The 13,735-nt window shown below is 64.1% G+C and carries 12 protein-coding genes; 4 read left to right on the top strand and 8 right to left on the bottom strand.

Annotation, left to right across the window (positions count from 1 at the left end; translation table 11 throughout):
* Positions 1–79: 79 nt before the first annotated feature.
* The 4 genes from ACZ7HQ_RS37205 to ACZ7HQ_RS37190 form a co-directional block, all read right to left on the bottom strand.
* Positions 80–316, bottom strand: coding sequence for a hypothetical protein (locus tag ACZ7HQ_RS37205; protein ID WP_470999671.1), 237 nt, complete (start codon positions 314–316; stop codon positions 80–82).
* A gap of 2,026 nt (positions 317–2,342) precedes the next feature.
* Positions 2,343–3,002 carry a sortase gene (locus ACZ7HQ_RS37200; protein WP_470999669.1) on the bottom strand — a complete coding sequence of 220 codons (660 nt, stop codon included), beginning with the start codon at positions 3,000–3,002 and terminating at the stop codon, positions 2,343–2,345.
* Positions 2,999–4,459, bottom strand: a complete 1,461-nt coding sequence (locus tag ACZ7HQ_RS37195) for a glycosyltransferase family 2 protein (protein ID WP_470999667.1) — start codon at positions 4,457–4,459, stop codon at positions 2,999–3,001. The genes ACZ7HQ_RS37200 and ACZ7HQ_RS37195 overlap by 4 nt, the downstream gene beginning before the upstream one ends.
* Before the next feature lie 372 nt (positions 4,460–4,831).
* Positions 4,832–4,993, bottom strand: a complete 162-nt coding sequence (locus ACZ7HQ_RS37190) for a hypothetical protein (RefSeq protein WP_470999665.1) — start codon at positions 4,991–4,993, stop codon at positions 4,832–4,834.
* A 1,082-nt stretch (positions 4,994–6,075) separates the two neighbouring features.
* Here ACZ7HQ_RS37190 and ACZ7HQ_RS37185 point away from each other — a divergent pair.
* A complete protein-coding gene (locus tag ACZ7HQ_RS37185) occupies positions 6,076–6,507 on the top strand; it encodes an SSI family serine proteinase inhibitor (protein ID WP_470999663.1) in 432 nt (143 codons plus the stop codon).
* A gap of 91 nt (positions 6,508–6,598) precedes the next feature.
* Here the strand turns inward: ACZ7HQ_RS37185 and ACZ7HQ_RS37180 are convergent, their stop codons facing one another.
* A complete protein-coding gene (locus ACZ7HQ_RS37180; RefSeq protein ID WP_470999791.1) occupies positions 6,599–7,012 on the bottom strand; it encodes a superoxide dismutase family protein in 414 nt (137 codons plus the stop codon).
* Between ACZ7HQ_RS37180 and ACZ7HQ_RS37175 the strand changes: the two genes are divergently transcribed.
* A complete protein-coding gene (locus ACZ7HQ_RS37175) occupies positions 6,984–7,781 on the top strand; it encodes a hypothetical protein (RefSeq protein WP_470999808.1) in 798 nt (265 codons plus the stop codon). The two genes, ACZ7HQ_RS37180 and ACZ7HQ_RS37175, sit on opposite strands and share 29 nt — an antisense overlap.
* Before the next feature lie 89 nt (positions 7,782–7,870).
* Here ACZ7HQ_RS37175 and ACZ7HQ_RS37170 read toward each other — a convergent pair whose 3' ends face one another.
* From ACZ7HQ_RS37170 to ACZ7HQ_RS37160, 3 genes are all read right to left on the bottom strand, one after another.
* Positions 7,871–9,742 (bottom strand): ATP-binding cassette domain-containing protein, encoded by a 1,872-nt coding sequence (locus tag ACZ7HQ_RS37170; RefSeq protein WP_470999661.1) that lies wholly within the window; start codon positions 9,740–9,742, stop codon positions 7,871–7,873.
* A 473-nt stretch (positions 9,743–10,215) separates the two neighbouring features.
* Entirely contained in the window at positions 10,216–10,986 is a 771-nt protein-coding gene (locus ACZ7HQ_RS37165; protein WP_470999659.1) for an ABC transporter permease, read from the bottom strand.
* A 2-nt stretch (positions 10,987–10,988) separates the two neighbouring features.
* Entirely contained in the window at positions 10,989–11,942 is a 954-nt protein-coding gene (locus tag ACZ7HQ_RS37160; protein ID WP_470999657.1) for an ABC transporter ATP-binding protein, read from the bottom strand.
* Positions 11,943–12,532: 590 nt separating this feature from the next.
* Here ACZ7HQ_RS37160 and ACZ7HQ_RS37155 point away from each other — a divergent pair.
* Together ACZ7HQ_RS37155 and ACZ7HQ_RS37150 are read left to right on the top strand one after the other, a co-directional pair.
* Positions 12,533–12,799: a hypothetical protein gene (locus tag ACZ7HQ_RS37155; RefSeq protein ID WP_470999655.1), complete on the top strand. Its 267-nt coding sequence runs from the start codon at positions 12,533–12,535 to the stop codon at positions 12,797–12,799.
* Positions 12,800–13,034: 235 nt separating this feature from the next.
* Positions 13,035–13,457 (top strand): phospholipase D-like domain-containing protein, encoded by a 423-nt coding sequence (locus ACZ7HQ_RS37150; RefSeq protein WP_470999653.1) that lies wholly within the window; start codon positions 13,035–13,037, stop codon positions 13,455–13,457.
* The last annotated feature ends 278 nt before the right edge of the window (positions 13,458–13,735 follow it).

Below are 13,735 nucleotides of genomic sequence, written 5' to 3'. Positions count from 1 at the left end.
TTCGGGGGAAAAAGTTGTACCCGGGACCTGGTGATCAGGACAAGCAGCCCTCATCCTCGAAAGGCACCGCCGAATAGGCTCACTGCGCCGCAGCGACCGGCACGACGACGGCGAACAGGTCGCCGCGTGGCACGAAGTGGACGTGGGCGCCATGACCATGGGCGGCGGCGGCCTGGTCGGCCATCAGGCCGGCGCGCGTGCTTCCCGCGGGGAAGACGGCGATACGCTCACTGGGGTGGCCGTCGCAGTCAGGGCACCAGGAGCTGGTTGAGGTCTGGACGCCCGGAATTGTGGGTGGTGCCTTGAGCGTGGTCATTTCGATCTGTTCCCTCACGGGGTGTTGGGGTGAACCCTGCCTTGCAGGCGGGAAAGTCTCTGGTGGGTTCTGCCTGGTCGGCGAGAAGCCTGTATGCCCCTTTGGACCCGCGAACGGCTCACTCGGCACGCGGAAAGCCGCATATGTTATGTGTGTCACCTCTTCCGGAGTGGTGTCGGCGACACGATGGCCCTCAGGTTCCGGCCGGCAAACGCGCTCCGATCGGGTTCTGTCGGGTTCCGCGTCCGTGCGGGCACCTGATCGTTCGCGGGGCCCGGCCGCCCGTCAGGTGAGGAAGTGCGCCGCCCCCTCGGTCACCGAATGATGCAGCGCGCCACCCGTGGCGGACGCCGAGCGCAGCGAGGCCACCTCCCCTGTCGGGAAGAGGCTCTCGGCGAGCTGACGCTGCCACTCAGGTCTCGTCGCTTCCCGGCGTGCCGGATGCCCACAGCGGCCAGCCAGGACGTCCGGGACCCACAGTCCAGTGCTTCAGGGCCGTGTCGAACGCATTCGAACGCTTGGGCAGAATCTGTCGCCGACACACAGTCCCATGAAGAGAGAGCACACCGGCATGGCCGGTGGGGGATTCGTCAAGCTTCCGAACGGCGACGTGGTGGTCGCGTTATCGCTGCCCCGTCCACAGCCGACTCCGCCTGCCGGAGGAAGGGGAGCCGTCACGAGTCCGGGTACTCGTGCACGCCGCGAACCGTGCACGGGCCCTGACGCGGCCGCGCAACCTGGGACTCCGGGCGGTCTACGTCCGGGGCAACGCACAGCCACCGACACCCGACGATGCCACGGCCGTCCTTCACCACCCGGACGGCGTCGTCTGGCGGTCCGATCCAGACGACGAGACAGAGCCTGGCACCCGATCCACACCCTCCTGTGCTTCGAGGCCCGAACCCCGTCCACGGCCGGTCCCCGTCCCGCCACAGGACACCTCCCATCGCCCTCGGACACATGGACCTGCGAGGGGATACTCATGGAGTGGGCGGCTGCGTTTCAGCCCCCGGCCGAAGCCGTGGGCCAGAAGCCGACAGGGCGGAGACAGCGGACCGGGCCGGGACATCGCGACGATGGGTGTGGCGACAGATGCTGAGCCGCCGCACATGCGGAGAGTCTCCGTCAGCCAGGCAGGCCCACACTCGAACGAAGGCACACGGTCCTTCCCGCTTATCAGCCACACCTGTACAGCGCTACGGTGACCGCGGTGCCCGGCGGAACGAAGCTCGGGATCCGGAGTAGCCCTCAGATGTCGTCGGGGTTTCACCGGGCACCGCCGCCGCGGCCCCAACGCCGGACGCGGGATCAGCACAGCGGGGCCCTGAAGACGAGACCGCGATCACGCTGGTCACCTCCACCTCGCTGAGCCTGCGAGTCACCGGTGTCCTTCAACTGGTGCGATGAGTCACCGGTGTGCTTCATCCGGTGCCATGCCTGCCGGGAGTATCGCCGCGGAAAGCTCAAAGACTTCCAAGCCGCGGGAGCCGACGAGGACGAGCGTTCCCGTCCGCCCAATGCGCCGCTGATGGGGGGGCGTCCAAGCTGCCCGCAGCGCCAGAGCGGAGATGCCGCGGGCAGCGCGTCTGACGATACAGTTTCGCTCAGAGCCGACAGCTCCGAAGAAAATAGCTTGGAAGGTTACAGAACAGGGACAGCAACGCACACGACGGCACAGCGATCACAAGCGCCGCCGCTGTCAGGATCCCGGCCCACGCCAAGTTCTGGAAGCACTGCATACAGCCGTGTGACAGTCGGCATTCTCGTTAGCCGATCGATTTACCTGATCCGCTCTACGCCATGGTGTTGATGCGCTGGCTTTCCGGGCCGAACGTGAAGGCCGGTGTCCGCGCCCTGGCCGAGGCCGGGAACGAGACCGGAGAAGCTTCGCTGATGCCCGGGGTCTGAAGGCGTACGCCGGTGCGGCGCTTCAGCGGTCGTTCAGCCTGCTCACGCGGTCTTCCGTGCAGGGGATCGTGACGGCGCCGTTCATCGATATATCGATAAGATGTCGACCGGGCCGATGTCACTTCGGTACCCGGTGCGAGGTGAGCCGGCCATAGACGATGAAGCGGCCGGTGCTCCCATACCGAGGTGTGCAGGTCGTGAGAGTGATCAAGCGGTCCCTCGGGTCGGAGCCGTGGCCCTGGTCGGGACGGAGGACCCAGTCTGCGTCGGGGGAGACATGCTCAGTGCTCGTGACGGTGTAGGTGTAGCGGCCGGTCGGGGCCGTCACGATGATCTGGTCACCCGGTCCGACACGGTCAGGGAGGTCGGCGAAGGGCTCGAACCCCGACATCGAAGAGCGATGTCCGGCCACAGCGAAATTGCCGATTTCGCCGGGGCCGGCAGTGCCGCTGTAGTGGCCCAGCCCCTTGGCCAATTGTTTATCCGTAGTGCCGTTGTAGACGGGATAGATCCAATGCTTGCCGAGGACAGGGATGCGCATCACTGCGTCGGCATCCGTGCTGCTTTTCGGAGAGGGGCTGAGCGAGCTGTGGATCAGGGCGTGCTCGATCCGGTCGGTGCGTACCTGCTCACGCAGGCTGGGCTGGGGGCTGTGGCTCCACACCAGCCAGGCGGTGTAGCCGCCCAAAGCCAGCCCTGTTGCAAGGGCCAGTCCAGCCATTGCCACGAGTAGCGCCCGCGCAGTGCGCCCCGGTCGGGGAATGCGGATGCGGATCACTGACCAGCCCCTGCTTTCTGCGGGCCGCGCATGTGCATCCGTGCGAGATACAACGCGGTAGCGGCAGGCCCTACGATGAGCAGCACCGGAAGAACACTGTGAGTGAACCACAAACAGGCCCCGGTGAGTGCCAAAGCGAACAGCAGGTCCTGCCAGTTGGAACGCAGGGCCTGACGCCAGGTGAGTCGAGTGCCCTGTTTGGGGGTGACCAGAAAGACCGACGAGCCGAACAATGATTTGAAGGATGCGCGGAGGCCGGTGAAGAACATCGAGCCGAACAGCAGTGCCGAGTGGAACAGATAGGACCCGAGTCGGTCGGCGCGCATGGTTTTGCGGAGGCTGAGGATGTCGTTGAGCATCGGAGCGAGAATGAAAGCCACCGTCGGGACCAGCATCCACAGCGGCCAACGCACCGAGTAGCCGACCGCAGGCAGCACCATTACGTTGATGACAACGTAGAGGCTGAACAGGCTGGTCAGCGGCAGGCTGTACGTGAACAGGAAGATGTCCAGCTTTTCGAACCACCGCATCGGACTGAACATGATCCGCCGCGTGTACTTCTTGATGAACTCCATGTTGCCCTGGGTCCACTTGTTGTGACGCTGCTTGAACGCCAGGTAGGAGACCGGGAACTCCTCCTCGCAGACGATATCCGGTGCGAACACGGTCAGGTAGCCGGCTGAGCGGGCTTCAATACTGAAGCAAAGGTCTTCGGCCACCAGGTGCGGGAACCCGCCGGTCGCCCGGTAGCAGGCAGCGCTGACCATGGCGCCGTGGCCGAGCAAGGAGAGGAACCCATACCGGTTCTTGACAGACTGGTAGGCAAGCCAGTGCGTGGCCACCCCGGGATAGAAGCGCTTCATGAAGGTGTTGTTGTTCCGAGTGGCCACGTGATTGGCCTGCACAATACCCGCGTTCGAGTAGTGCTCGAAGTAGTCCAGGCAGCGGGCAACGAAATCCGGGGGGATAATCTCGTCACTGTCCAGAATGACAAAGTAGTCAAAGTCCGTGTGGCGTAGGAAGTTGTTGAGGTTCCCCGCTTTGAAACCGGTACGATCACCGCGTCGGATCACTTCCAGGCCATGCGCTGCCGCGAAGGCATCCACCTCGCGGCGGTAGGCGTCGGTCTTCGAGTCGTCCAGGATCACCGTTCGTACTCCCGGCGCATCCTGCCGCATGGACGCCTCCAGCGACTCCGCACCGAAGTCGTCGCAGGTGCAGTACACCAGAATCGTCTGCGGCCAGTCGCCGGACTCCCGCGAGGTGGCGGAGACTTGCGGTAGCAGCCGGTCCCGGTGACGATGGAAAGTGATGGTGTACACCAGGTCTTTGAGGCCATTGAGCCAGAAGTAGCCGATGAACAAGCCGCTGGCTACGACTGTCAGTCCGATCCCCTTGGACTGTGTGAAGGCCCGCTGTACCTCCGGCTCAATCGACCAGATGAACGCTGCGAACAAGCACAGCCATAAGCCAGAAATAGTCAGGTATAAACCTGGATGCCGTGTCATGGCCGTTCCAGATTCGCTTTGTACGCGTGACATCCGAACCACCCTCATAAACGAGCCGCGCGCATAACGCGGTTGCCGTAGGCGGCCTCAGGCCGCGACTGGAACAAACCGGCCGCGGCCTGAGGCGTGCGGAGAGTGGCGAGGTCGGCAACACAGACGAATGGGCCGCACATTCCAGATGCCGCGACCTTTGCCTCGGGCGGCCGTTGCGGGCAGTTGGACGGACTCGTACGCCCTGTTGAATCCACCTGCTGTGGCCGTCTGTACCGGTTCGTACGACATCCTGAACGCTTCAGCCTCATGACGACCCCGCCACCCCTATCAGTGCTGCCTGTGCCAGCTCTGGAGGGCAGTCAGCCCCAGTAAGCCGCTCACTACCAGAATCGCCGCGAGGAGTGTGAACCAGCCCAGGCCGAACGTCATGCCCAGAACGGACGCACCAGCTCCGGTCACCGCAAGCTGCGAACCGTTGTCGTACAACATAACCTCCTGAAAGTCGGGAACTTACTCATAAAGTCCCTTTAAATAGGCATATTATGACGCTCGCCGCCTGAGCTATCTCAAGGCCACCCGTCCGAGAGTGCGCCTGCTCCATTCAGCCCAGTCAGTCCACGGAGAGGCGCTTTTGTGTGGCGGAAGCTCTGGACGGCGGAGGAGCTGATGGTCATACGACCGTGCCGTCGGCCGTCGCAACGACTCCGGAACATGCGGGGGACGAACGGCGATATCGCGGCTCCGGGCCGGACGCAACAGCCCAGAGCCGTACGAGGACACACCACCGCCACGACGAGGTGATCGTCCGTCCCGACGGCATACGGCGGCATTTCCGTCACCGACCGATGGGGAGGAACAAATGGGTGAGGAACGGACAGGTGAGGAACGGATGAGTGAACACATTCGAGCCCAGGGCGGCTGTCGCGTCGCCTTCACGCGACGCACCGTCAACCGGGCTTTGAGTCTCTTCACCACGCCACCGCGTGACAGCTTTCGGGCAAGCGAGCTGCGTGAGTACGGCCCATGGGTCCCGTACTCCCCTGACCGCGAAGTGAGAGAGTACGGGACCCTGCGGAGGAAGGAGGGTTCCAAGCACACCTCGTCCCACACGGAAGAGTCTTTCCGAAGGGGTGTATGACGCCGGATGTCACCCGATTGGCATCGCGGCTCCGTAGCCGCCGCAGAGGCCTGGCGGGTCGCCCGGTGAGGGGTGCCATGACCGCACGCGGGCCGGGCTGGGGAGGTGGGTCAGCCCGACCCGCGCCTTGCGTACGCGACGCACACCAGTCAACGATCAATCGGCGAGCACGTCACGTTCGTGGCGATCGCTATTACGTGGCGTTCCTCTCTGAACGCTCACGGCGTATCGACTGCTTCAGTCGGAAATCATTTGCGCGTCGGCCCCGTCATCAAGAACGTAAAAGTGGCGAGGCCAGAGTCTCTCACTCGTTTGGATCGCTCACCGTCATGCACAGAGAGCGTGCAGCTCTCGTAGATGTACGTTTCCTCCCGATGCGAGGCTTTGGGGAAGCACGGTCCATGATTTGATTCCGTGAGGAGGAACACTTTATATGCGCACCTATGCGATTTCTGTCGCCTCAGCCGCTGCGGTAATTTCTGCCCTGCTGCCGCCGGCCTCTGCCGTGGCTGACGAGTCATCCACCGGCGACGTGAAAAGCGCTCCTGTCACCGTTCTGGTGTTGACGCAGGTTCAGTCCGACCGTAAGCCCACGCCGCCGCCGGACAGGACGGTCCTGTTGGGTTGTTATCCCACGTGGAGCGTCTGGCATGCGCAGGCCCGCGAAGCCTGTGCGACGCTGAAGTCGGTAGCAGGGGATTTTGAGAAACTCAACGTCAATCCAACTGGCATCTGCTACAAGCTGTACAAGCCTGTGACGGTAACTGCCCAAGGCTGGTGGCGGGGCAAGAAGGTCTCATACGAGAAGACCTTCACAAATTCCTGCGAACTGCAGAAGTCCACCGGGCCTGTCTTCGCATTTTGATCTTCCATGTGTACCACGGCGGCGTCACGGTGACCAACTTACCGTGACGCCGCCGCCCGTATGCGCACCGGCGTTGCGTTCAGGCCAGGGATCAACCGAAAGCAACAGTGAAGCAGGCCACCCGTGCGCCGGCCGTGCCCGCTTCACCAGGACCGGTAGCGGTCCCGTGCTCGTGGATCACCACAGACCCCGTCCCCCCGAACCGGAAACGCCAGTTGTGCCGCGAGACGGCGCTGGCTTTCCCATTACGATCGGTCTTGAAGTCTAGCCAGACTTCGTTCTTCCCATTCGCATAAGCGGGATCGACGGAGGGCTGGTGCGGGTCAAGTTGACTCTGGTAATGGGGGCCGGAGTCGTCAGGACGGGCACCGCATGGTTTCGTGTGCACGTGTGCCCCGTATGTGTGGTTCGGTTTTAAGCCCCGAACCCGCAGTCCGACGACGGTCGAAGCGTTTTCGGCGAACTCCTTGACCTGGATGTACGAGGATGCCGGCACCAGGCTCATGTCATACGTGATGGCAGGAGACGGGATGAACGCCATGGGTGGCGCAAATCGCGCCTCAGTTCGAAGCAGAAAGAAGTTCGTCGAGGCTGACGCATTCGTCGTCATAGACATCGCGATGGCGGCTGCAGCTGCGACAACAGTCGCCCTGGCACGTTTCATCATCTTCACGCTCTTCCAATCGCGCGAGTGGGAATCCTGTCTTAGGTACCCCTTTGCGGCACCTGACGCCGAAATATTCACCCGCAGGGGTGACGTGTTGTCGTTCGCGCAGCAGGCCGACCATCACGCGGTCGAGTGGGTGGCGAGCGGCCAGAGTTTAGATCATGCATGCTTGATCAAGATACCAACGGCGTATCTTCGGAGGCCCTGCATGCTAGGAATTGATGGAAATCAAAGCTTGTCGCCATGGCCCGCGGAAGTTATGAGGCCAACCCTTCCCGACTGGGAAAGAACGGCGATCAGATGGCTGTGGGACCTACTTCCTGCACATCATCGGGACCAGTGGTTACTTGTGTCTCATCCCCGCCTTCTGGCGCGCCAGGCCTACCGGCAAGTGGAGGGTGAGATCTACATGCTGCGCTACAGACGAAGCTCGTACTCCGAGCTTGAGTCGTTAGGGCTTTCACCGGATTCTATTGAGAAAATAATCAGACTGGATGCGGTGGAACTTCATCGGCTTATGCGGGTGAAAGAAGAAATCGCGATGGTTGCGAGAGTGCTGGCATCTCCCCAGACGATGGGTGAGTGCCACGGTGACCGTGAGCTCTGATCATAACGTTGAGGGACGGGGGCGGAGGTCGGAGCTAACACTTTTCGACCGCTCACGGGCGCGCTGCCGGTATCCGGCGAACCCATCGCTCAGCGATTGCGTGTGGCAGGCGGTTCGTGCCGGTGCAGGAGCCGGAGCGTGACCAGGTAGCAGGCCAGTGCTATGCCGAGGAGCACACACATGTCGGTGAGCCACTGGTCGAGCGCGTGATGCCATAGAGGGTCGGTGGCTGAAGGTGCCGACTTGTCCATCGGACCGAGCAACTGTCCGAGATCGACCGTCACTCCCTCCGATGCGATGGCCCAGCGCGATGGCGCCAGCCAAGCCACCTGTTCGACGCCGGGATTGTGAAAGAGACGGAATGTGACACCCGAGAACAGATATTGGAGCACGGAGAACAGGACCAGCAGGGGCATGGTGCTCTCGGCATTTCTCGCCAGCGACGAGATGACCAGGCCACACATCATCGAGGTGAACGCGAGCGCTGCCATGACGAAGGTCATCTCGACGATCGGGGTGCCCGTCAGAACGATTCCCCGGGGCGGTATTTCCCGCGGTAGGAAACCAAGCAGGCAGAGAACGATTCCTTGGAAGCCCGAGAGCAGGCCCAGAACAGTGATCTTCGATATGAGGTAGGCGGATCTGGAGAGACCTACGGCTCGCTCCCGCTCATAGATCGCCCGTTCCTTGACCAGTTCACGGACGGAGCTCGCGGCTCCCATGAAGCAGACGCTGATGGCTAGGGAAGCGAGGATCGTGCCGGCCTCGGGGTTCGATGTGCCGTCAGGTGCCCTGCGAAGGCCGAAGTCCGCGGGTATGACGGTGCTGGCCAGGCCCAGGACAAGGGGTAGCAGGATCATCAGGCCCATCAGCCTCCGATCGGAGGTCATCACCGCCAGTTGCCGACGGATCAGCCCGGACAGCTGAGCCGTCCAGTGAGGCGGCTTGGGCAGTCCCGCCATGGCGACGGCCTCGGGCGTCGTGGTCGTCGCGTGCGGTGGGGCAGCTTGAGCAGCAACGAGTTGCTCGTGCTCGTGCCACGTGCGGGACCAGTCGTGGTCACGGCGCTGTTCGAAGGCGAAGAACACGTCGGCCCATGTCGCCTGCCCGAAGAAGTTGAGTGCCTCGTCCGGGGGACCGAAGTAGGCCAGGGATCCGCCAGGCGCCAAGACGAGCACCTTGTCGCACAGCTCCAACCCGCCGACCGAGTGGGTGACCACCAGCACGGTCCGGCCGCCGTCCGCGAGTCCCCTCAGCAGCTCCATGACATCACGGTCCATGCCCGGATCCAGGCCGGAGGTTGGTTCGTCCAGGAAGATGAGCGAGGGCTTGGTCAGGAGTTCCACCGCGACCGAGGCGCGTTTGCGCTGCCCGCCGGAGAGCGCGGTGATGCGCTGGTCGGCGTGCGGGTCGAGTCTGAGCTGAGTCAGCACTTCGTCAATCCGTCGGTGGCGTTCCACCGGCTCCGTCTCGCGAGGGAAGCGCAACTCGGCCGCGTACCGGAGCGCGGACCGCACCGTGAGCTGTGGGTGCAGAATGTCGTGCTGAGGGACGAGTCCAATGTGCCGGCGCAGTTCCGCGAATCGCTCACGGAGGTTCTGGTTCTCGTAGAGCACCTCGCCCCTGACGTGTGCCTGATTGCCCGTCAGAGCATGGAGCAAGGTGGTCTTTCCGCACCCGGAAGGGCCGACGACTGCGATCAGGGTTTTCCTCGGCACCGCGAAGCTCACGTTGTTCAGCAGTGTTCGTCTTCGGCCGTTGCCGCGCTCGACTGTGACGGTCAGCTGACGGGCCGACAACGAGGACGTCCCGGCACCCCGGTCCTCTGCGGTTCCGCCGACCGGGCCGGTTCCGCCGGCCTCGATGTGCGGGGTGGTGGTGACAGAGCCGGTCGCTTCAGCCGCGACGGGGATGTCCTGAGCCTGGCCGGGCCGACGATGACGGCCGTTCCCCGAGAACATGAGTGGCCTTTCGCGAGACAGCATTGACCGGCGTCGGTACATATCGAGCGCCGCCCCGCTGACGAGGGAACCATCCGTACAGGACGCAGCCAGAGGCCAGGAGCATCACGGCGCCCTCGGTCGGGTAGTCGGCTCAACGAAGATCCGGTGCCTGATCCGGGTTCCAGTGTGCCGACTTCGCCACGAGGGGCAATGTGGGTATTCCCTACACCTTCCAGGAAGCCGGTGTTCAGGCTTCGCAGGGGGAGCGCTGCCCCGGGCGGATGTGGCCGGCCCGCCTGACCTGTCCTGGCGAGGGGCCGCGAGTCCGGCGTTTCAGGCGCGAGGGAGGCTACGGGTCCTGCCCATGGCGTTCAGCGCCATCGCCGCGCCGGGGCTGGGAGGCGCCACGGGTGGCGAGACGAGGCCGGTATCGGCGACGGGACGGGGCGGCTCTCACGCGGCTCTCGAAGAAGCCGTCCAGGTCCGGCTTCCTACGCGTCTCGCTCCTTCAGCACGGCGTACCCGCCCGCCAGCGCCGCGAGGACCCACAGAGCCATGATGCCGAGGCCGCCCCACGGCCCGTACGGAGTGTCGTCACTGATCGGGGTGACCACCTGCATGATTTTGCTGCCGGCCTGGTCGGGGAGGAATCGTCCGATCTTCTTGGTCGCGCTGACATTGCCCAGGATGTTGGAGATCAGAAAGAAGAACGGCATCAGGATGCCCAGCGACAGCATCGACGAGCGCAGCATGGTGGCAACCCCCATCGAGAACACCGCGATGAGGGTCATGTAGAGGCCGCCGCCGATGACCGCGCGCAGGACGTGCGGGTCACCGATCGACGCTCTGTGCGAGCCCAGCATGGACTGCCCCATGAAGAAGGCGACAAAGGTGGTGATCGTGCCGACGACGAGAGCGAGCCCGGCAGCGACTGCGATCTTGCTGAACAGGAGGATTCCACGCCGCGGCACGGCTGCCAGCGACGTACGGATCATCCCGGTGCTGTACTCGTTCGACACCACGAGGACGCCGAACACGATCATCGCGAGCTGCCCCAGGCTCATCCCGGCGAAGCTGATGAACGTCGGATCGAAGGAGCGCCTGGCCTTGTCGCTCATGTTGTCGAACTCGTGATTCGACAGGGCCGCGATCAGCATGCCCAGAGCGATGGTGATCACCAAGGCGAGGGAGAGCGTCCACATCGTCGAGGCAACAGAACGGATCTTGGTCCACTCGGACCGCACGACCTGGATCACCGTCATGGTCAGCTCCTCTCCTTGCCGTCGTCCCACCGCTCCTGACCGGTGGGCGTCTCGAGATGTGCGTGGTACTCCACCGACTCCGCGGTCAGCCGCATGAACGCCTCCTCCAGGGAGGCCTGCTGGACGCTCAGCTCATGCAGGACGATCCGGTGCTTCGCGGCCAGTTCGCCGATCCGTTCGGTCTCGGCGCCGCCGATTTCCAGCGCCTCTCCGCCCGACTCGACCACGGTGATCCCCGCCTCGTGCAGCACGTCGAGCAGCAGCTCCCGCTGTGGGGTGCGGATTCGGACGAACGACCGCGAGTTCTGCTGGATGAACTCGGCCATGGACGTGTCGGCGAGGAGCTGCCCCTGCCCGATGACGACGAGGTGGTCCGCGGTCAACGCCATCTCGCTCATCAGGTGACTGGACACGAACACCGTCCGGCCCTGAGCGGCCAGCGACTTCATCAGGTTACGGATCCAGTGGATGCCCTCGGGATCCAAGCCGTTCACCGGCTCGTCGAACATCAGGATCCGCGGGTCGCCGAGCAGCGCGCCCGCAATACCGAGCCGCTGCCCCATGCCGAGCGAGAACCCCTTCGCCTTCTTCTTCGCGACCGTCGTGAGACCGACGGTGTCCAGGACCTCGTTCACCCGGCTCTTCGGAATGCCGTTGCTCTGGGCCAGGCAGAGGAGGTGATGGTAGGCGCTGCGTCCACCGTGCATCGCTTTGGCGTCGAGCAGGGCACCGACATACTTCAGCGGATCCTTGAGGTGATCGTAGTGCTTGCCGTCAATGCGGACGTCGCCCGAGGTGGGCCGGTCCAGCCCGAGCATCATCCGCATGGTCGTCGACTTGCCAGCACCGTTGGGACCGAGGAAGCCGGTGACCACACCTGGTCGGACGGTGAAGGTGAGATTATTGACCGCCACCTTCTCGCCGTATCGCTTGGTCAGGCATAAAAGCTCGATCATTCCACCACGCTAAGACCGGGCCTCGGCTGCTGCCACTTGACGCCGAATGCCAGCGGATTCCGCGGAAATATCCATACTGCACGACCAGGGGGAGCAACGATCGAACCGTCCCTTGAGGGCACAGTAACTTCGTGTCGATGGGTGATCGACTCTGTGGTCGGCCCGTCTGTGAAGATCCATGGAAGATGAGGAACCATCCTTGGCCCGCCAACAACTGTGCGACCTTGGTCGTTTGACGCCCTGCGCCCTTGCGCTCACGGCCGTCTTCGCCACGCTTCCCACCGTTCCCGCGCACGCCGCCTCCCCACCCCGCACCTGGACGCCGTTGAACAGACCCTGCGCACCGTCTCGGCCGGCACGGAAGGCCGGCTATGGCAGCGCACCAGCGGCAACGGCCGAGACGGCCCGGCCGATGACCCGAGCGGCTGGTTGCTGCAAACTCCCGTCTGTTGGGGCGACCCCGGTTGCGTCGACCGCACGGGTACCCGTCGGCTTCTGGCCAGAATGGCCGAGAACATCTCCAAGGCACGCCGTACCGTCGACATCTCCTCGCTCGCTTCACTGCCCTACGGTGCATCTACCACGTCCACGTGATGCCGGCGGCCTACCGCGACGAACTGTCGGCCAAGCTCGGCGACGCGGCCAACGACATCACGCTCGATGTCGCATCCATGACCACGTCCAAGACCTCGTTCTCATGGAACCACTCCAAGCTCTTGGTGGTTGACGGACAGAGCGTGATCGCCGGCGGCAGGAACGACTGGAAGGACGACTACCTTGACACCCCGCACCCGGTGTCAGACGTCGAACCTCGCCCTCCGCGGCCCGGCCGCCCAATCGGCTGGCAAGTACCTTGATGTGCTGTGGAGTTGGACTTACCGCAACGCTGGCGATCCCACGAAGGTCTGGCTCGCCACGTCGAAGGGTGCCGCGTGCATACCGACCATGGAGAAGGACGTGGCCGCCGGTGACTCGGCCACCGCAAACCCAGGTGACGTCGCCGTCCTCGCTGTCGGCATCCAGGATCCGGGTCCGGCATCGGCCCACCAGCCAGATCCGTCCCCTGCACCCGTCACCACCTGAGGCATCGGCGTGCACGACCACACCAACGCGGACCGCGGCTACGACATCGCCAACCCCGAGGAGAGCGCGATGCGGTCGCTGATCGGCAGCGCCGGCGAGCACATCGAGATCTCCCATCAGGACCTCAACGGCACCTGCCCGCCGCTGCCACGCTACGACGTCGGCCTCTACGACACCTTGGCGGCCAAGCACGCGACCGGGGTCAAGGTCCGCCTCGTGGTCAGCAACCCCGCCAACCGCGGGTTGATCGACAGGGGCGGCCATTTGCAGATCAAGTCACTGTCGGAGATCAGTGACACCCTCCGTGACCGACTTTACGCGCGGCGTATGCCCGCGATAGGCCCGGGCCGTTCCGCCCGGGCCGCCATCGAAGCCGGCCCGTCGTTCGTCCGGGGATCCGGTGAGGGCTCGCCGCGGTGGAGTCCGTCATGACAGGGAGCGATCCCTCTCTCAAATGTAGGCCCGGGGAACTCGCCGCTCCCGGGTTGAGCGTAGGGCCTGTCATCTCCCTCCTTGCGGGTGACGGGCCCAGCGCGTATTGAGGTTGTTCGTCGGTGAGTGCGGCCGCCCGACTCCTCGGCAGCGGTGCCGCAACGCCGCGGCTCCGCGCAGCCAGATGGTGTCCCTCGTCGTGGTGTTGGGGATCAGCGGCTGGGAGTGCGCGGGCGTCTGCCCGGGGCGCACTTCCACGGGTGAGTGCCGCTCCCTGA

It is taken from the genome of Streptomyces sp. NPDC037290 (assembly GCF_055603245.1).
The sequence above is the reverse complement of the archived record's forward strand: the minus strand, read 5'-3'. Positions and strand labels throughout refer to the sequence as shown.